Origin of the sequence: Pseudomonas sp. JV449 (genome assembly GCF_032424295.1) — a bacterium.
In the GTDB taxonomy this organism is placed as follows: domain Bacteria; phylum Pseudomonadota; class Gammaproteobacteria; order Pseudomonadales; family Pseudomonadaceae; genus Aquipseudomonas; species Aquipseudomonas marginalis.
The window spans coordinates 36,395-53,656 of the sequence record NZ_VYKD01000010.1 but is presented as its reverse complement, the minus strand read 5'-3'; the positions used below and the strand labels follow the sequence as shown (position 1 = coordinate 53,656).

The following is a 17,262-nucleotide window of genomic DNA, read 5'->3' as shown; positions in this document are numbered from 1 at the left end:
CCTTACACCGGCTCGGGCTTGGCAGTCGGCAGGTCGATGCCGGGGAAAATCTTGATCACCGCCGAGTCGTCCTCGCGGCCAAAACCGGCGCTGGAAGCCTGCATGAACATCTGGTGCGCAGTGGCCGACAACGGCAGCGGGAATTTGCTCGCACGCGCGGTATCCAGCACCAGGCCGAGGTCCTTGACGAAAATATCCACCGCCGACAGTGGCGTGTAGTCGGCCTTGAGAATGTGCGGCACGCGGTTTTCGAACATCCAGGAATTGCCGGCGCTGTGGGTGATCACCTCGTACAAGGCATCGGCGTCCACGCCTTCGCGCAGGCCCAGGGCCATGGCTTCGGCGGAGGCGGCGATGTGCACGCCGGCGAGCAACTGGTTGATGATCTTGACCTTGGAGCCCAAACCATGAACGTCGCCCAGGCGATACACCTTGCCGGCCATGCCCGCCAGCACTGCATCGGCCTTGGCATAAGCGGCCTGCGGGCCGGAGGTCATCATGGTCATCTCACCGGCGGCGGCCTTGGCCGCACCGCCGGAAATCGGCGCATCCAGGTACAGCAGGCCGTGTTCGCCCAAGCGCTGGCCGAGGTCCACGGCGTAGGTCGGGGCCACGGTGGCACAGCCGATCACCAGGCTGGCGGGACGCAGCGCCGCCACGGCACCGCCCTCACCAAACAGCACGGTCTCGGTCTGCTCGGCGTTGACCACCACGGTGATGAGCACATCACAGGCCTCGGCCATCTGCGCCGGCGACGCGCACGCCACCCCGCCTTCGCCGGCGAACTGCCGGGTAACCGCCTCGCGTACATCACAGGCATGCACATTGAAACCTGCGCGCAACAGCGAGCGGGCAATGCCCAGCCCCATCGCGCCCAGACCGATCACACCGACATTCTTATTATTCATGGGGTACTCCAGAGGAAAACGGCGGCTGACACCACACCGGCGAGCCGCGTTGGAATTGGGATCGATCATCCACCAATGAACGGATTATGTGAAGTATTTTTTCGATCTAACATTTTTTAACATCGCCCCAAGAAGAATTTCACACCCCCTTTATCGCCTTACCCACGCAAACTCATTTGCGACGCTTGTGCTTTGCGTATTATGGTATACCATCATACGCAATCCACTCCCCCACACCTGATGGAGCCGCTCATGAGTTTCGAAATTCGCAAGATCGTCAGCTACGTTGAAGAAACCTTTATCGAAGGCGGCAAGGCCTCGGATACCCCGGTGAAGATGGTCGGCCTCGCCGTGGTGCTGAAGAATCCATGGCTGGGTCGTGGCTTCGTCGAAGACCTCAAGCCGGAGATCCGGGCCAATTGCTCCGACCTCGGCGCGCTGATGGTCGAGCGCCTGGTGGGCATCATTGGCGGCGCCGAAAACATCGAGGCGTATGGCAAGGCTGCTGTGGTCGGGGCCGATGGCGAGATCGAACACGCCAGCGCGATCATCCATACCCTGCGCTTCGGCAATCACTACCGTGAAGCGGTCAAGGCCAAGAGCTACCTGAGCTTCACCAACAAGCGCGGCGGCCCGGGCACCTCGATCCAGATCCCGATGATGCACAAGGACGACGAAGGCCTGCGTTCGCACTACATCACCCTGGAAATGCACATCGAGGATTCGCCGCGTGCCGATGAAATCGTCGTGGTATTGGGCTGCGCCGATGGCGGCCGCCTGCACCCTCGTATCGGCAACCGCTATATCGACCTGGAAGAGCTGGCCGCTGAAAAAGCCCAGTAAGCAAGACCGGCCAAAACAAAAAGCATGCAGGAGCGCTCCATGATTCGGCTCACCGCTGAACGCACCCCGGCTGGCACCAGTTATCTGGCGACCGGCCAAGGCCAGCCTGTGGTTTTGATCCACGGCGTGGGCCTGAATAAAGAAATGTGGGGCGGGCAAGTCGTTGGCCTGGCCACGAATTACCGCGTGATCACCTATGACATGCTCGGCCATGGCGCCAGCCCGCGCCCGGCCGCCGGCACGCCGCTGCTGGGGTATGCCGATCAGTTGCTGGAGCTGCTCGACCACCTGCAATTGCCCCAGGCCACGGTGATCGGTTTTTCCATGGGCGGCCTGGTCGCCCGGGCGTTTGCCCTGCACTACCCCGAGCGCCTCACATCCCTGGTAGTGCTCAACAGTGTGTTCAACCGCAGCCCCGAACAGCGTGCCGGCGTGATCGCACGCACCGCCCAGGCCGCCGAACACGGCCCGGATGCGAATGCCGAAGCTGCGCTGTCGCGCTGGTTCAGCCGTGAATACCAGGCGGCCAACCCGGCGCAGATCGCCGCCCTGCGTGAAACCCTGGCGGGCAACGACCCCCAGGGCTACCTGACTACCTACGAACTGTTTGCGACCCAGGACATGTACCGCGCCGACGACCTCAAGGGCTTGCGCGTACCGACCCTGGTCGCCACCGGCGAACTCGACCCCGGTTCAACCCCGGAAATGGCCCGGCAACTGGCCGATCGTATTCCCGGCGCCACCGTTGCGGTGCTGGCCGAGCAACGGCATATGATGCCGGTAGAATCGCCACGCCTGGTCAACCAGCTGCTGCTGGGCTTCCTCGACACGGTGTACGCCCAAAACAATCCAATCAAGGGGATCGTTGCATGACACTCGCACGCTTCCAGATGTGCATCGGCGGTGAATGGGTCGATGCCCTGTCCGGCAAGACTTTCGACAGCCTCAACCCGGCCCTGGCCGAACCCTGGGCGCAACTGCCCGACGCCGATGAAGCCGATGTGGAGCGCGCCGTGCAGGCCGCCCAAAGCGCCTTCGACAGCCCGGCCTGGCGTGGCCTCACCGCCACCGCACGGGGCAAATTGCTGCGCCGCCTGGGTGACCTGATCGCCGACAACAAGGAGCAACTGGCCCAGCTCGAAAGCCGCGACAACGGCAAGTTGATCCGCGAAACCCGTGGCCAGGTCAGCTACCTGCCGGAGTTTTTCCACTACACCGCCGGCCTGGCCGACAAGCTCGAAGGCGGCACCCTGCCGCTGGACAAGCCGGACCTGTTCGCCTACACCGTGCACGAAGCCATGGGCGTGGTCGCCGCGATCATTCCGTGGAACAGCCCGCTGTACCTGACCGCGATCAAACTCGCGCCGGCCCTGGCGGCGGGCAATACCATCGTGATCAAACCATCGGAACACGCCTCGGCGACTATCCTCGAACTCGCGCGCCTGGCCCTCGAAGCCGGGATCCCGCCGGGCGTGGTCAACGTGGTCACCGGCTACGGCCCCAGCACCGGCGCCGCCCTCACCCGCCACCCACTGGTACGCAAGATCGCCTTCACCGGCGGCGCGGCCACGGCCCGCCACGTGGTGCGCAGCAGCGCGGAGAACTTCGCCAGGCTGTCCCTGGAACTGGGCGGCAAATCGCCGAATATCATCTTTGCCGACGCCGACCTCGACAGCGCCATCAACGGTGCGATTGCCGGTATCTACGCGGCGTCCGGGCAGAGCTGCGTGTCCGGTTCGCGCCTGCTGGTGCAGGATGAGATCTACGACGAATTCGTCGAGCGCCTGGTGGCGCGTGCCGAGCGCATCCGCATCGGCAACCCCCAGGACGACGCCAGCGAAATGGGGCCCATGGCCACCGCGCAGCAACTGGCCGTGGTCGAGGGCTTGGTCGCCGATGCCATCGCTGAAGGCGCGCGCCTGCGCACCGGTGGCAAACGCCCGCAGAACCTCGGTGAAGGCTGGTTCTATGAGCCAACCTTGTTCGAGTGCGACAGCAACTCGATGAAGATCATGCAGGAAGAAGTGTTCGGCCCGGTGGCCTCGGTCATCCGTTTCAAGGACGAAGCCGAAGCGCTGGCCATCGCCAACGACTCGCAATTCGGCCTCGCCGCCGGCATCTGGACCCGCGACCTCGGCCGCGCCCACCGCCTGGCGCGGGACGTGCGCTCGGGGATCATCTGGGTCAACACCTACCGTGCCGTGTCGGCAATGGCGCCTATCGGCGGCTTCAAGAACAGCGGCTACGGCCGTGAAAGCGGCATTGATTCGGTGCTCGCCTACACCGAGCTGAAGACGGTGTGGATCAACCTCTCCCAGGCGCCCATGCCTGATCCTTTCGTGATGCGCTAAGAGACCCCGACCATGATCGAACCCGGCATTTACAAAGACGTCATGAGCTCATTCCCCTCCGGGGTCACGGTGGTCACCACCCTCGACCCGGACGGCGGTATCGTCGGCATTACCGCCAGTGCGTTCAGCGCGCTGTCGATCGACCCGGCGCTGGTGCTGTTCTGCCCTAACTATGGGTCGGACACCTACCCGATCCTGCGCGACAGCAAGCGCTTCGCGATCCACTTGCTGTCCGCCGACCAGACCGCCGAGGCCTATGCTTTCGCCAGCAAAGGCAAGGAAAAGGCCAAGGGCATCGAGTGGCACCTGAGCGAGTTGGGCAACCCGCTGCTGGCCAAGGCCACGGCGATCATTGAGTGCGAACTGTGGCGCGAATACGACGGCGGCGATCACGCGATCATCGTCGGCGCGGTAAAGAACCTGATCCTGCCCAAGGAGCCGGTCACGCCGATGATCTACCACAAGGGCAAGCTGGGCCCGCTGCCGGCCCTGGCCTGAGGCGCGCGGGGGCCGTGAGGGTTTGTCGCTTAAGGAACGCAGCATGATAAACTTGGGCACGATTTTCGGCCCTCAATCGGCCCCGGCCGGCCGAGGCCTCCAGTTAACCGCTAAATTCAGAGCAGACCCCATGAAACGCGCGCCCCTCGACGACAGCTTCAAGGTCAATCACAACCCGGTCACCCTGCGCGAAATCGTGCTGGAAAAACTGCGCAGCGCCATCATGAACTTCCAACTGCTGCCCGGTGACCGCCTGGTGGAGCGCGACCTGTGCGACCGCCTCGGCGTCAGCCGCACCTCGGTACGCGAAGCCTTGCGTCACCTGGAGTCCGAAGGCCTGGTGGAATTCGCCGATGCCAAGGGCCCGCAGGTGGCGATCATCACCCTGGCCGACGCCGTCGACATCTATGAACTGCGCTGCGTGCTCGAAGGCTTGATCGTGCAGCTGTTTACCCTGCGCGCCAAGGCCAAGGACATCAAGGCCCTGGAAAAAGCCCTGGAAGAAAACCGCAAGGCCCTCAAGGACGGTGAGCTGCAACAGGTCATCGACTCGGTCCAGGGCTTCTACGACGTGCTGCTTGAAGGTTCGGGCAACCATGTGGCGGCCACCCAGTTGCGCCAGTTGCAAGCGCGCATCAGCTACCTGCGCGCCACCTCGGTGTCCCAGGAAAACCGTCGCGGCACCAGTAACCAGGAAATGGAACGCATGGTCCAGGCGATCAAGAGCGGCGACCCGCTGGCGGCCCACCAGGCCTGCGTCGATCACGTGCGCGCCGCCGCCGCTGTGGCCCTGGACTACCTCAAGCGCAAACAGGAAGAAACCGGCAAGATTCCGGAAATCACCCTGCCCATCGCGCTGAAAGAACCGCGCATAGGTCACTGACCTTGGCCAGCCCCAGTTTTTGCCCGACATGCGGCGGCAGTGACCTCGGTCACCAGCTGCCACCGGGCGATACCCATGAGCGCCTGATGTGCCGGGGCTGCGGCTATATCCACTACATCAACCCCAAGATCATCGCCGGCTGCATCATCGAGCAGGACGGCAAATACCTGCTGTGCCAACGAGCGATCCCGCCCCGCCCGGGCACCTGGACCTTGCCTGCCGGCTTTATGGAAGGTGGCGAAACCACTGAGCAGGCGGCGTTGCGTGAAGTCTGGGAAGAAAGCGGCGTACGCGCCGAGATCCTCTCGCCCTACTCGATCTTCAGCGTGCCCAGGATCAGCGAGGTGTACATCATCTTCCGCGCCATCGCGCTGGAGATCACCGGCCAGTTCGGCCCGGAAACCCTCGACTACAAGTTCTTCGCGCCCGAGGAGATTCCCTGGGAGAGCATCTACTACCCGGCGATCCGGCAGATTCTCGAACGGTATATCGAGGAACGCCAGGCTGGGGTGTATGGCATCTATATCGGTAATGACGACAGCGGCAAGATCCACTTCATCCGCTGATCTCACGGCTGAGCACGGATCAAAATGTGGGAGGGGGCTTGCTCCCGATAGCGGTGTATCAGTCAGCATCCTTGTAGCTGACAGACCTCTATCGGGAGCAAGCCCCCTCCCACATTTGGCCCATGTTCGGCCTGATGACCTAGGGTGCTAGCCCTTCCACAATGATGATCTGCGCCAGCCCCGCCCCTTCACGGTGCGCCTTCGCCTCCTGATATTCAGCGGACTCATAACACGCCACCGCCTGCTCATAGCTCTCAAACTCAATCACCACATTACGCTGCCGTGCCGGCCCGCCTTCCATTGCCTCGCTGCGCCCGCCCCTGGCCAGGAACCGCCCGCCAAACTTCGCAAACGCCGCCGGCGCGCGCTGGGTGTACTGCGTGTATTGCTCGGCATCGGACACATCCACATGGGCAATCCAGTAGGCCTTCATCGTGACATCCTCTTGTTGAGTTTTTGTGGTATACCATAATACATACAACCAACAAATCGAGCACTCTCCATGTCCTTCAACAGCATCGCAGACATCATCGAAGACTACCGCCAAGGCAAGATGGTGCTCCTGGTGGACGACGAAGACCGGGAAAACGAAGGCGACCTGTTGCTGCCTGCGGCCTGCTGTACCGCCGAGACTATCAGTTTCATGGCTCGCGAAGCCCGTGGCCTGATCTGCCTGACCCTCACCGACGAACACTGCCAGCGCCTGGGCCTGGAACAGATGGTGCCGAGCAATGGCAGCGTGTTCAGCACCGCGTTTACCGTGTCCATCGAAGCCGCCAGCGGCGTGACTACCGGAATCTCCGCCGCCGACCGCGCACGCACCGTGGCAGCGGCCGTAGATGTCAATGCCGGGCCGGCCGACATCGTGCAGCCGGGGCATATCTTCCCGTTGCGCGCCAAGGATGGCGGCGTGTTGACGCGCGCCGGCCACACCGAAGCCGGCTGCGACTTGGCGCGCCTGGCCGGGCAAACCCCGGCGTCGGTGATCGTCGAAGTGATGAACGACGACGGCACCATGGCCCGCCGCCCCGAACTGGAAATCTTCGCGCGCAAGCACGGCATCAAGATCGGCACCATCGCCGACCTGATCCACTACCGCCTCAGCACCGAACGCACCGTGGTGCGCATCGGCGAACGCGACCTGCCCACGGTGCACGGCACGTTCCGCCTGATCACCTTTGAAGACCGCATCGACGGCGGCGTGCACATGGCCATGGTGATGGGCCAGTTGCGCCGCGATACCCCGGCGCTGGTGCGCGTGCATGTGATCGACCCGCTGCGCGACCTGGTCGGTGCCGACTACAGCGGCCCGTCCAACTGGACGCTGTGGGCGGCCTTGCAACGTGTCGCCGCTGAAGGCAGCGGCGTGGTGGTGGTGCTGGCCAACCATGAGTCGTCCCAGGCGCTGCTGGAACGCGTGCCGCAACTGACCCAGGCACCGCGTCAGTTCAAACGCTCGCAGTCGCGCATCTATTCCGAAGTGGGCACCGGGGCGCAGATCTTGCAGGACCTCGGCGTCGGCAAGTTGCGTCACCTCGGCCCGCCCCTCAAATACGCCGGGCTGACCGGCTACGACCTGGAGGTGGTCGAGAGCATTCCCTTCACCGAATGACGGATAACCGGTAAGGCAAAATGCTTGCACAAAGTTTGGAATACCATAATATGATATTCCATAGACCGAACGCTTCCGCCAAGTGCGCCCGCCAGGGAGAGCACCAATAACAGCCCTTGGCACGGTCGCCTTTTGGGGCCTCGATTAGAGGCCCCGGATGGACCTACTGCTCCCGATAGGCGGGCATTACCAAGCCCGCTCAATAACAAAACAAATGAGGGCGTGAAAATGGTGTTGAACAAACGTGCAACCGCAGTGCTGTTCGCGGGTTTATTGGCCACAGCCACTCACGCGGCCATGGCGGCCGAAAGCGTCAATTTCGTGAGCTGGGGCGGTAGCACCCAGGATGCGCAGAAGCAGGCCTGGGCCGACCCGTTCAGCAAGGCCAGCGGCATTACCGTGGTCCAGGATGGGCCCACCGACTACGGCAAACTCAAGGCTATGGTCGAAAGCGGCAACGTGCAGTGGGACGTGGTGGATGTCGAGGCCGACTTTGCCTTGCGCGCCGCCGCCGAAGGCCTGCTCGAACCCCTCGACTTCTCGGTGATCCAGCGCGACAAGATCGACCCGCGCTTCGTCTCCGACCATGGCGTGGGCTCGTTCTTCTTCTCCTTCGTGCTCGGCTACAACGAAGGCAAGCTCGGCGCCGGCAAGCCCCAGGACTGGACCGCGCTGTTCGACACCAAGACCTACCCCGGCAAGCGCGCCCTCTACAAATGGCCAAGCCCCGGCGTGCTCGAACTGGCGCTGCTGGCCGACGGCGTCCCGGCCGACAAGCTCTACCCCCTGGACCTGGACCGCGCCTTCAAGAAACTCGACACCATCAAGAAAGACATCGTCTGGTGGGGCGGCGGTGCGCAGTCGCAACAGTTGTTGGCCTCCGGCGAAGTCAGCATGGGCCAGTTCTGGAACGGTCGCATCCACGCCCTGCAGGAAGACGGCGCGCCCGTGGGCGTGAGCTGGAAGCAGAACCTGGTCATGGCCGACATCCTCGTCGTGCCTAAAGGATCGAAAAACAAAGCGGCGGCGATGAAGTTCCTGGCCAACGCCAGCAGCGCCAAGGGCCAGGCAGATTTCTCCAACCTGACCGCCTATGCACCGGTGAACATCGACAGCGTGCAGCGCCTGGATTCGGTGCTCGCGCCGAACCTGCCGACTGCCTACGTCAAGGACCAGATCACCCTCGATTTCGCCTACTGGGCCAAGAACGGTCCGGCCATTGCGACACGGTGGAATGAATGGCTAGTCAAATGAAAATGACGGCAACCACACCGACCGGGAGCGCCCTCGGCGCTGCCGGCGCGGTTTCGCCCAAGGCCGGGGCGCCGTCCCTGGCACAGCGCTGGCGGGGCTCAAGCAACCTGATCCCGGCCCTGCTGTTCCTCGGCCTGTTCTTCCTGGCGCCGCTGATCGGCCTGCTGCTGCGCGGTGTGCTGGAGCCGGTGCCGGGCCTGGGCAACTATGAACAGCTGTTCGCCAACTCGGCCTATGCACGGGTGCTGCTCAACACCTTTTCGGTGGCGGGCCTGGTGACCCTGTTCAGCCTGCTGCTGGGCTTTCCGCTGGCCTGGGCGATCACCCTGGTGCCGCGCGGCTGGGGACGCTGGATCCTGAATATTGTGCTGCTGTCGATGTGGACCAGCCTGCTCGCCCGCACTTACTCCTGGCTGGTCTTGCTGCAAGCCTCCGGGGTGATCAACAAGGCGCTGATGGCCATGGGCATCATCGATGTGCCCCTGGAGATGGTGCATAACCTCACCGGCGTGGTGATCGGCATGAGCTACATCATGATCCCGTTCATCGTGCTGCCATTGCAGGCGACCATGCAGGCCATCGACCCGATGATCCTGCAGGCCGGCTCGATCTGCGGCGCGAGCCCGTGGACCAACTTCTTCCGCGTGTTCCTGCCGCTGTGCCGGCCGGGGTTGTTCTCCGGCGGCCTGATGGTGTTCGTGATGTCCCTCGGTTACTACGTCACCCCGGCACTGCTCGGCGGTGCGCAGAACATGATGCTGCCCGAGTTCATCATCCAGCAGGTGCAATCGTTCCTCAATTGGGGCCTGGCCAGTGCCGGCGCCGCGTTGCTGATCTTCATCACTCTGGTGCTGTTCTACTTCTACCTGAAGCTTCAGCCGGAATCCCCGGTTGGCGCCAGCAACGCGAGGTAAGCCGTCATGCTCCTGACCCCCAATGCCATGAGCCGCAGGATGCGCTTGGGCCTCTACACCACCACCGGGTTGATCGGCCTGTTCCTGCTGCTGCCGATCGTGTTCATCGTGCTGCTGTCGTTCGGCTCGTCGCAATGGCTGGTGTTCCCGCCGCCGGGCTGGACGCTGAAATGGTACGGCCAGTTCTTCTCCAACGCCGACTGGATGAACGCAGCCATGGCCAGCCTCAAGGTGGCCGTGCTGACCACCGTATTCGCCGTCGCCCTCGGCCTGCCCACCGCCTTTGCCCTGGTGCGCGGGCGCTTCCCCGGCCGTGAATTGCTCTACGGCCTGTTCACCCTGCCGATGATCGTGCCGCTGGTGATCATCGCCGTGGCGGTGTACGCGCTGTTCCTGAAGCTTGGCTACACCGGCACGATGTTCGCCTTTGTGGTCAGCCATGTGATCGTGGCGCTGCCGTTCACCATCATCTCGATCATCAACTCGCTGAAACTGTTCGACCAGTCGATCGAAGACGCGGCGGTGATCTGCGGCGCCTCGCGGTTGCAGGCGGTGTTCAAGGTGACCTTTCCGGCGATTCGTCCGGGGATGGTCGCCGGTGCGCTGTTCGCCTTCCTGGTCTCGTGGGACGAAGTGGTGCTCAGCGTGATGATGGCCAGCCCGACCCTGCAAACCCTTCCCGTAAAAATGTGGACCACCCTGCGCCAGGACCTGACGCCTGTGATCGCCGTCGCGTCGACGCTGCTGATCGGCCTCTCGGTGCTGGTCATGGTGATTGCCGCCGCCGTTCGCCGGCGTACCGAAACCCGCGCTTGAGCGCCGAGGAGAAGAACATGAGTGCAGTGATCAACGATGTCGCGCAGAGCCATGGCCAACCCCTGGTCAGCCTGCGCAACCTGAACAAGCACTACGGCGAATTCGCTGCCGTGGACAATATCTCGCTGGACATCCAGGACGGCGAATTCCTCACCTTCCTCGGCTCCAGCGGCTCGGGCAAAAGCACCACGCTGTCGATGCTTGCCGGCTTCGAAACGCCAAGCAGCGGCGAGATCCTGGTCAGTGGCCAATCGCTGGTCAACGTACCGCCGCACAAGCGCGACATCGGCATGGTGTTCCAGCGCTACTCACTGTTCCCGCATTTGTCGGTGCGCGACAATATCGCCTTCCCCCTGGCGATTCGCAAACTGGCCAGCGCCGAACGCGAAAAGCGCGTCGACGCCATGCTCAAGCTGGTGCAGCTTGAGCAATTTGCGCATCGCCGCCCTTCGCAATTGTCCGGCGGCCAACAGCAACGGGTCGCCATCGCCCGCGCGCTGGTGTACGAACCCCGCATCCTGCTGATGGACGAACCCCTCGGCGCCCTCGACAAGAAGCTGCGCGAAGACCTGCAGGACGAACTGCGCCAACTGCACCGGCGCCTGGGCATCACCATCGTCTACGTGACCCACGACCAGGAAGAAGCCATGCGCCTGTCTCAGCGCATCGCGATTTTCAGCCACGGCAAGATCGTCGGCCTGGGCAGCGGCTTCGACCTGTACCAGAACCCGCCGAACGCGTTCGTGGCGTCGTTCCTCGGCAACTCCAACTTCCTCAAGCTCAAGGCCCAGGGCAACGCGGCGGCGGCGTTCGAAGGCCGATCCGTGTCGATCCGCCTGACCAGCGGCCTGCACACCGAGCAGGAGGTGCTGCTGATGGTACGCCCGGAAAAAGCCCTGGCGCTGAGTGTCGAACAGGCCGCTGAGCAACCGCTGGCGGCGGGCTGGAATGAAGTGTCGGCGATTGTGGGTGAGGTGCTGTTCCTCGGCGAAAGCCAGACCTGCACAGTGAAAACCCTCGGCGGCACATCGATGACAGTCAAGGCGCTGTCCGCCGCGGGCATGCCCCTCAAGGCCGGCGACCCGGTGCGTGTGCGCTGGGCGACGGCGGATGCGTGTGTGTATACGCAGTGGGCGGAGAGTGATCTGAACAAGGCCGCTGGCGCGCATTGAATCCCATGTGGGAGGGGGCTTGCCCGATAGCGTTGTGTCAGTTAAAGATGCATTCACTGACACTCCCTCATCGGGGCATGGGTATCTACACAACTTCCAGTGAATACGAAATCTATGGCAATTAGGCTTCTGTGGTGAGCGGGCTTGCCCCGCGCTGGGTTGCGAAGCAGCCCCAAAACCTTCACCTCGATTGATTCTGGCACTCTTCGGTGACCTTATTGGGGCCGCTTCGCAGCCCAGCGCGGGGCAAGCCCGCTCACCACAGAGTTATGTGTCAGCCTTTAAGAGTTGTGTAGATACCTATGCTCATCGGGGGCAAGTCGAATCGTCGCACCGCCCCTCCCACATTTGAGGTGCGTTTATCCGTCAACTCTTGCGCTCGAAAATCGCCCCCTCGATCCCCAACACCTCACGGGTATCCGCATAAATCCCCACGCCCTTCTCCCACACGTGCTTGATCGACCGGTCGGCGCAGCGAATCCGGTAATTGAGCTCGAACGGCTCCTGCCGTGACAACGCATATTGCACCTCGCGCCATACGTAGTCAGCGTCCTGCGCCAGGATCAGGCTGTTGTAGGTGAACTCATGGTTGTCCACCAGGCGTTCGGCAGGGTAGCCGGTGAGTTGCAGGCAGCCGGCGCTGACGAATTCCATGGTCCAGTCGCGGTTGTTGCGGCCGCGATAGATCAGGCCCGGCATGCTGTCGAGCAAGCTCATGCTGCTGCGCTGGCTGGCCTGCCAGGCGATTTCGCGGCGCTTGTGGGCAGTAACGTCCCCGGCCACCAAATAGAAGCCTTGGGGGCCGCGCTTGAGGCTGATCTCGAACCAGCGCAGTTCGCCACTGGGGTGCACAAAGCGCAGGCGCTGGTTGAATGAGGTGTCGGGGCGGCGGCGCAGTTCATTCAAGGCCTGGCGCCATAGCGGGCGGTCTTCCTGGTGCACGTAGTCCATCAGGTTGCGCTCCGCGCCCGGCGGGCCCATCAACTCGGCCCAGGCCAGGTTGAAGTGGGCGATCTGGCCGTTGTCGCGCAGTTGCAATAAGGCGGCGGGAAAGCAATCCATCAGGTCAATCGGCGGGGGCGCAAACGCTTCGGGGCTGTCCCTCATCTAGTGGCGCTCCTCGTGTTTCATCAAGGCGCCGCTGTGCACCCAGGCCGCCAGCTCCAGGCGCGAATGCAGGCCGAGCTTCTGCAACAGGCTGCGCACGTAGATTTTCACCGTGCCGTCGCTGATCCCCAGCTCCCGGCCGATCTGTTTGTTGCTCATGCCGGCGGCGATCAGCGCCAGGGTCTGGCCTTCGCGCTCGGTAAGGTTTTCGCTGCCCGCAGCCTCACACGCTTGCGTGGGCTCGGCCTGGTCGGCGAGCAAGGCAATCAGGCTCGAGTCCAGCACGATCGCGCCCTTGTGACAGTTGCGCATATACGCCAGCAACGCATCCGGCTCGGTTTCCTTGAGCACATAACCGCTGGCGCCCAGGCGCAAGGCCGTGAGCAGCTCGGCGCGGTCCATGGAGGCGGTGAGCACCACCACCTGGCAATCCAGGCGCAACTGGCGCAGTTCGTCCAGCACCTGCAAGCCGCTGAGGCCGGGCATGTGCAAATCCAGCAGCACCTGTTGCGGCGTCAGGCTCACGGCCAGGTTGATGCCCTCGCGGCCGCTGGCCGCCTGCCCCACCACTTCGAAGTCGCCGCTGGCATCGAACAACTGCGCCAGGCCCTTGCGAAACAACGGGTGATCATCGATCAGTAATAAGGTCGTGCAGTCCATCGAGACTCCCCTGTGGCAGATCGTGGTGGCGGCGCAGGCCAAGGTGCACGCGCACCCCGTGCGGGCGGATCGCTTCTATGCTCAGCCGTGCGCCGATGCTGGCGGCGCGCTCGCGGATAATCGCCAGGCCGAAATGGTTGTGCTCGTCGCAGGCCGGGATCAAGCCGATGCCATCGTCTTCCACCGACACCGAGGCGTCGCCGTCCTGGGTCTGGCGCAGTTCGATGCGCACGTGGCGCGCGTGGGAATGCCGCACCGCATTGGCCAGGGCCTCGCGAATGATCTGCAGGATCTGCAATTCGGTTTCCGGGCTCAGGGCGTCGTCGGCCAGGCGGTTGTCGAGTTCGAAGACAATGATGCAGCGCCGCGAGAACTCCGCGACCGAATCGGCCAGGGCCTGGCGCAGCGAGCGCCCGTCCATGGTCAGACGCGCACTGGTGATCAGCTCGCGCACCTGGCGTTGCAGTTGGCTCAGGCCGGTGCACAAGTCCTGCAGTGCCGGCTCGCCCAGCTGCGACTGCAAGCCATGGGCCTGGAACGACAGGTAGCCCAACTGCTGCGCCACCGAATCGTGCAGCTCACGGGCCAGGGCGCCGTGGCGGGAGGTCGCCTGTTTGCGCTGCTGCTCACGGTTGTGGCTGCGCAGGCGTACGCTCACGCCTACCGCCTGCGCCGCCTCTTCCAGTAACTGGCGCCAACTGGCACCGGCGCGCCGGGGGGTGTCGAGCAGCAATGCGCCCTTTTCACCCTCGGGCAAGGCGCACACCAGACGGTGCACGCCCCGTTGCCGGCAAGGTCCGCAGGCTTGGGGAGCGTCCGTCACGCTGGCGTCGCGCCAGGGGCAACGCGCGACCGCCTGGCAGCCGTCGACCCACCCTCGCCGCGTCGGGCCCAGGTCTTCGCCGCCGAGGATCAGGTTAAGCCGGGCAGGCGGCAGCAGTGCGTCGAAACGGTCCAGGAAACCCGACAAGGCACCGTCAGCGTGCAGGGGCAACCCGGCCAACAACCTGCGCACGCTGCGCGCCTGTTCGGCGCGTACAGGCCCCAACCAGAGCGGCCAGCCTTTTGGTCGTGTCAGCACTCTTTGATAACTCCCCGTCCGGTTGCTCTGTGTGGTCGAAAGGCCCAGCAACTTCCATGCCCCGAATGGCCGGCGCGCAAGGCTTATCTCCAAAGGCATAGCCCTTTTTCCAGATTGAGAAGATTTTCCCCATAGGAAAGTATCTCTCCCAACAGGAAACAAACACACACCGTGGAGAGCCCGCATGACGCCTACCCGCAGCCGCCCCATCGTGGTGATTCAATCAGCCGCCGCCAGCGCAGCGTTCATCAGCGAACTGCACATGCCCGTGCTGTTGAACGGCGAACACCCCGAGTTTGCGCGACGCCTGCAACAGGCGCTGGCCAGCGCCACCGTGGGCTGCCGGCTCTACCTGCTGGGCGACGAAGCCTTTATCTGGCGTGTGCACGGCGAGGCCCGCGTCGCTGGCCTGGAACACGACGAGATCGACATGACCTGCATCCCCGGCCTGCGCCAGGTGTATTGCGCACACTGCGGCCTGACCCAGGCGGCCGGGCCGGAGCCGCTGTTGAACTGCATCGGCTGCCACGTCGGGCTGGAGGTCCGCACGCATTTTTCCCGGCGCCTGGGGGCGTATCTCGGCGTGTGCATCAACCCCGACCAACCCTACGCGGGGTTCCAGCCATGAGCGCGGCCCTCAACGTCCAGGTCAGCGCCGCACGCATGCTCACGCCGGTGGTGCGCGAATTCACCCTGACGCCCGCCACGGGCAGCCTGCCCGGCTTCTCGCCCGGCAGCCATGTGCAGGTGCACCTGCCGCTGGGCGAGGGCACGGTGCGCAACGCCTATTCACTCACCAGCGACCCGGCGCACACCCAGCACTACCGCATCGCCGTGCGCCTGCAAGACGCCTCGCGCGGTGGCTCGCAGTACCTGCACAGGCAGGTGCAGGTCGGCGACACCCTGCAGATTTCACCACCGGCCAATCTGTTCGCGCCCCATGGCACCGCGCACCTGCATATCCTCATCGCCGCCGGGATCGGGATCACGCCGTTCATGGCCTATATCGCCGCGATGGAACAACAGCAGGCCAACTTCGAGCTGCATTACCTGTTCCGCCGGGGCCTCAGTGACGCCTATCTCGACGAGCTGCAACAGCGTCTCGGCCCGCGCCTGCACACCTACGACCGGCGCCCGGACCTTAACCCAATCCTCGGCAACCGGCCGCTGGGCAGCCACGTCTACACCTGTGGCCCGCAGCCCTTGCTCGAGGCGGTTGAGCAACACGCCACACGCCTCGGTTGGCCGAGCAGGCGTGTGCATTCGGAAGCCTTCAAGGGCGCACAACCCGGCCAGCCATTCGACCTGCAGCTGCTGCGCAGCGGCCGACGCCTGCGGGTCGAGGCCGAGCAAAGCCTGCTCGAAGCCCTGGAACACGCCGGACTACAGGTGCCCAACCTGTGCCGTGGCGGAGTCTGCGGCCAGTGCATCACGCGCCACCAGGGCGGCGCCATCGAACACCGCGACAGCTTCCTCAGCCCGGCCGAGCAGGCCGACTTTCTGATGCCCTGCGTCTCGCGCGGCAGCGGCCCCTGCGTTTCGCTGGACCTATAGGAGTGAGTGCCATGCCCCTGCAAACGAGCCCCGTGCTGAGCTATCGCGACGATTTCAGCTTTCGCAACAGCCCGGCAGCGATCCGGCGTTTCCCCTTTCCCTTTATCGAGGACAGCTACCTGTACTCGGTAAACATCGAACCGGCCATCTCCCGCGACCCCGGCTCGATCTATGAGCACGCCTTCGACATCGACGAGCACTACCGCTCGGAAATGGCCGAGCGCGCCCTGGTGCTGGACAAGGACCCACGCCGCTACCTGGTGATGCCCCACATGCAAGTGGCGGCCTGGGATGCGCTGCAGATGATCATGGAACACCTGGCCGCCGACTACCCGCAGTCGTTCAGCCTGACGCAAAACGGCGAGCGCTGGCAGTGGCGCAACCACCTGCTGGACATCGACCAGGCCTTCATCTTCGGCGATGCCAGCAGCCTGCCCTGTGCGCCGCTGGAGTACATCGGCCGCCAGGTGCAGGGGGATTTCGCCCTGCTCGACCAGCGCGACGGCGACCTGTACATGGACGCCGGCCTGGTCACCAGCCCGGCCGACTGGTCGCTGGCGTTCGACGCCGGCATGAGTTTCAAGCAATGGCACGCACCGGTGCCCATGGCCCATCAGATGGGCGTGTTCGAACGGGCGCTGAAGTACCTGCTCAACCTGCAGGTCGGCCAGCCGGTACGGCGCTTGAACTGGACCCTGACCATCAACCCGCGCCTGGATTCGTCGCCGGAAACCTTCCATGAATGGGGCGCCGATCGCGGCCGGATCACCGCGCAGAACGTCGGCCAGCAGGTGCACCTGCGGGTCGAGCTGCAAGTGATGGCGCGCCTGCCGCGCAGCCACGCGGTGATGTTCAGCATCCGCACCTACCTGATCAGCCTGGACGAGCTGGTCACGCAACCCGGCTGGGGCTGTCGCCTGCACCGCGTGCTGCGCGACCTGCCCGACCCCATCGCCGACTACAAGGGCATGACCCGCTACCGCCACACGCTGGTCGAGTGGCTGAGCCAGTTCGACCCACAGGCCTGATGCCCCTTCTTCTAC

At 64.0% G+C, this 17,262-nt stretch carries 19 protein-coding genes; 14 read left to right on the top strand and 5 right to left on the bottom strand.

What is annotated here, in order from left to right; genetic code table 11:
- Positions 1–2: 2 nt before the first annotated feature.
- Positions 3–977, bottom strand: a complete 975-nt coding sequence (gene ltnD, locus F6S08_RS10820; protein ID WP_256097762.1) for an L-threonate dehydrogenase — start codon at positions 975–977, stop codon at positions 3–5.
- A 183-nt stretch (positions 978–1,160) separates the two neighbouring features.
- Here ltnD and F6S08_RS10815 point away from each other — a divergent pair, with 183 nt between their 5' ends.
- From F6S08_RS10815 to F6S08_RS10790, 6 genes are all read left to right on the top strand, one after another.
- A complete protein-coding gene (locus F6S08_RS10815) occupies positions 1,161–1,751 on the top strand; it encodes an amino acid synthesis family protein (protein ID WP_027603604.1) in 591 nt (196 codons plus the stop codon).
- Positions 1,752–1,790: 39 nt separating this feature from the next.
- Entirely contained in the window at positions 1,791–2,624 is an 834-nt protein-coding gene (locus tag F6S08_RS10810) for an alpha/beta fold hydrolase (RefSeq protein ID WP_027603603.1), read from the top strand.
- Positions 2,621–4,102, top strand: a complete 1,482-nt coding sequence (locus F6S08_RS10805; RefSeq protein ID WP_315871576.1) for an aldehyde dehydrogenase — start codon at positions 2,621–2,623, stop codon at positions 4,100–4,102. Before F6S08_RS10810 ends, F6S08_RS10805 begins: the two co-directional genes overlap by 4 nt.
- A 12-nt stretch (positions 4,103–4,114) precedes the next feature.
- On the top strand, positions 4,115–4,600 hold the full coding sequence (locus F6S08_RS10800) for a flavin reductase family protein (protein WP_027603601.1): 486 nt from the start codon (positions 4,115–4,117) through the stop codon (positions 4,598–4,600).
- A gap of 130 nt (positions 4,601–4,730) precedes the next feature.
- Positions 4,731–5,483 carry a GntR family transcriptional regulator gene (locus F6S08_RS10795; RefSeq protein WP_027603600.1) on the top strand — a complete coding sequence of 251 codons (753 nt, stop codon included), beginning with the start codon at positions 4,731–4,733 and terminating at the stop codon, positions 5,481–5,483.
- 2 nt (positions 5,484–5,485) lie between these two features.
- Positions 5,486–6,049: an NUDIX hydrolase gene (locus F6S08_RS10790; protein ID WP_065926395.1), complete on the top strand. Its 564-nt coding sequence runs from the start codon at positions 5,486–5,488 to the stop codon at positions 6,047–6,049.
- A gap of 139 nt (positions 6,050–6,188) precedes the next feature.
- Here the strand turns inward: F6S08_RS10790 and F6S08_RS10785 are convergent, their stop codons facing one another.
- On the bottom strand, positions 6,189–6,482 hold the full coding sequence (locus F6S08_RS10785; protein ID WP_065926396.1) for a DUF1330 domain-containing protein: 294 nt from the start codon (positions 6,480–6,482) through the stop codon (positions 6,189–6,191).
- 69 nt (positions 6,483–6,551) lie between these two features.
- Here F6S08_RS10785 and ribBA point away from each other — a divergent pair, with 69 nt between their 5' ends.
- The 5 genes from ribBA to F6S08_RS10760 all read left to right on the top strand — a co-directional run bounded on the left by ribBA (position 6,552) and on the right by F6S08_RS10760 (position 11,817).
- Positions 6,552–7,661 (top strand): bifunctional 3,4-dihydroxy-2-butanone-4-phosphate synthase/GTP cyclohydrolase II, encoded by a 1,110-nt coding sequence (gene ribBA / locus F6S08_RS10780; RefSeq protein ID WP_315871575.1) that lies wholly within the window; start codon positions 6,552–6,554, stop codon positions 7,659–7,661.
- A 228-nt stretch (positions 7,662–7,889) separates the two neighbouring features.
- Positions 7,890–8,915 (top strand): ABC transporter substrate-binding protein, encoded by a 1,026-nt coding sequence (locus F6S08_RS10775; RefSeq protein WP_027603596.1) that lies wholly within the window; start codon positions 7,890–7,892, stop codon positions 8,913–8,915.
- A complete protein-coding gene (locus F6S08_RS10770; protein ID WP_065926398.1) occupies positions 8,912–9,829 on the top strand; it encodes an ABC transporter permease in 918 nt (305 codons plus the stop codon). Before F6S08_RS10775 ends, F6S08_RS10770 begins: the two co-directional genes overlap by 4 nt.
- Before the next feature lie 6 nt (positions 9,830–9,835).
- A complete protein-coding gene (locus F6S08_RS10765) occupies positions 9,836–10,645 on the top strand; it encodes an ABC transporter permease (RefSeq protein WP_010567348.1) in 810 nt (269 codons plus the stop codon).
- 17 nt (positions 10,646–10,662) lie between these two features.
- On the top strand, positions 10,663–11,817 hold the full coding sequence (locus tag F6S08_RS10760; protein WP_315871574.1) for an ABC transporter ATP-binding protein: 1,155 nt from the start codon (positions 10,663–10,665) through the stop codon (positions 11,815–11,817).
- Between the two features lie 366 nt (positions 11,818–12,183).
- Here F6S08_RS10760 and F6S08_RS10755 read toward each other — a convergent pair whose 3' ends face one another.
- The 3 genes from F6S08_RS10755 to F6S08_RS10745 are packed head-to-tail and all read right to left on the bottom strand — an operon-like array spanning position 12,184 to position 14,599.
- On the bottom strand, positions 12,184–12,924 hold the full coding sequence (locus tag F6S08_RS10755; RefSeq protein ID WP_065946542.1) for a PAS domain-containing protein: 741 nt from the start codon (positions 12,922–12,924) through the stop codon (positions 12,184–12,186).
- Positions 12,925–13,584, bottom strand: coding sequence for a response regulator (locus F6S08_RS10750; protein ID WP_065926401.1), 660 nt, complete (start codon positions 13,582–13,584; stop codon positions 12,925–12,927).
- Positions 13,553–14,599 carry an ATP-binding protein gene (locus tag F6S08_RS10745; RefSeq protein ID WP_065926408.1) on the bottom strand — a complete coding sequence of 349 codons (1,047 nt, stop codon included), beginning with the start codon at positions 14,597–14,599 and terminating at the stop codon, positions 13,553–13,555. The genes F6S08_RS10750 and F6S08_RS10745 overlap by 32 nt, the downstream gene beginning before the upstream one ends.
- A 250-nt stretch (positions 14,600–14,849) precedes the next feature.
- Here F6S08_RS10745 and F6S08_RS10740 point away from each other — a divergent pair, with 250 nt between their 5' ends.
- From F6S08_RS10740 to F6S08_RS10730, 3 genes are read left to right on the top strand one after another with little or no spacing between them, the layout of a single operon-like run.
- Positions 14,850–15,293 (top strand): dimethylamine monooxygenase subunit DmmA family protein, encoded by a 444-nt coding sequence (locus F6S08_RS10740; RefSeq protein ID WP_315871573.1) that lies wholly within the window; start codon positions 14,850–14,852, stop codon positions 15,291–15,293.
- Positions 15,290–16,219, top strand: a complete 930-nt coding sequence (locus F6S08_RS10735; protein WP_065946539.1) for a PDR/VanB family oxidoreductase — start codon at positions 15,290–15,292, stop codon at positions 16,217–16,219. The genes F6S08_RS10740 and F6S08_RS10735 overlap by 4 nt, the downstream gene beginning before the upstream one ends.
- An 11-nt stretch (positions 16,220–16,230) precedes the next feature.
- Complete coding sequence (locus tag F6S08_RS10730; protein WP_065926404.1) at positions 16,231–17,247, top strand: heme-dependent oxidative N-demethylase family protein; 1,017 nt, start codon at positions 16,231–16,233, stop codon at positions 17,245–17,247.
- Positions 17,248–17,262: the final 15 nt, after the last annotated feature.

Bases quoted from the DNA above. Each gene is read 5' to 3' on its own strand.
- ltnD (WP_256097762.1), bottom strand. From the start codon at position 977: ATGATCGATCCCAATTCCAACGCGGCTCGCCGGTGTGGTGTCAGCCGC.
- F6S08_RS10815 (WP_027603604.1), top strand. From the start codon at position 1,161: ATGAGTTTCGAAATTCGCAAGATCGTCAGCTACGTTGAAGAAACCTTT.
- F6S08_RS10810 (WP_027603603.1), top strand. From the start codon at position 1,791: ATGATTCGGCTCACCGCTGAACGCACCCCGGCTGGCACCAGTTATCTG.
- F6S08_RS10805 (WP_315871576.1), top strand. From the start codon at position 2,621: ATGACACTCGCACGCTTCCAGATGTGCATCGGCGGTGAATGGGTCGAT.
- F6S08_RS10800 (WP_027603601.1), top strand. From the start codon at position 4,115: ATGATCGAACCCGGCATTTACAAAGACGTCATGAGCTCATTCCCCTCC.
- F6S08_RS10795 (WP_027603600.1), top strand. From the start codon at position 4,731: ATGAAACGCGCGCCCCTCGACGACAGCTTCAAGGTCAATCACAACCCG.
- F6S08_RS10785 (WP_065926396.1), bottom strand. From the start codon at position 6,482: ATGAAGGCCTACTGGATTGCCCATGTGGATGTGTCCGATGCCGAGCAA.
- ribBA (WP_315871575.1), top strand. From the start codon at position 6,552: ATGTCCTTCAACAGCATCGCAGACATCATCGAAGACTACCGCCAAGGC.
- F6S08_RS10775 (WP_027603596.1), top strand. From the start codon at position 7,890: ATGGTGTTGAACAAACGTGCAACCGCAGTGCTGTTCGCGGGTTTATTG.
- F6S08_RS10770 (WP_065926398.1), top strand. From the start codon at position 8,912: ATGAAAATGACGGCAACCACACCGACCGGGAGCGCCCTCGGCGCTGCC.
- F6S08_RS10765 (WP_010567348.1), top strand. From the start codon at position 9,836: ATGCTCCTGACCCCCAATGCCATGAGCCGCAGGATGCGCTTGGGCCTC.
- F6S08_RS10760 (WP_315871574.1), top strand. From the start codon at position 10,663: ATGAGTGCAGTGATCAACGATGTCGCGCAGAGCCATGGCCAACCCCTG.
- F6S08_RS10755 (WP_065946542.1), bottom strand. From the start codon at position 12,924: ATGAGGGACAGCCCCGAAGCGTTTGCGCCCCCGCCGATTGACCTGATG.
- F6S08_RS10750 (WP_065926401.1), bottom strand. From the start codon at position 13,584: ATGGACTGCACGACCTTATTACTGATCGATGATCACCCGTTGTTTCGC.
- F6S08_RS10740 (WP_315871573.1), top strand. From the start codon at position 14,850: ATGACGCCTACCCGCAGCCGCCCCATCGTGGTGATTCAATCAGCCGCC.
- F6S08_RS10735 (WP_065946539.1), top strand. From the start codon at position 15,290: ATGAGCGCGGCCCTCAACGTCCAGGTCAGCGCCGCACGCATGCTCACG.
- F6S08_RS10730 (WP_065926404.1), top strand. From the start codon at position 16,231: ATGCCCCTGCAAACGAGCCCCGTGCTGAGCTATCGCGACGATTTCAGC.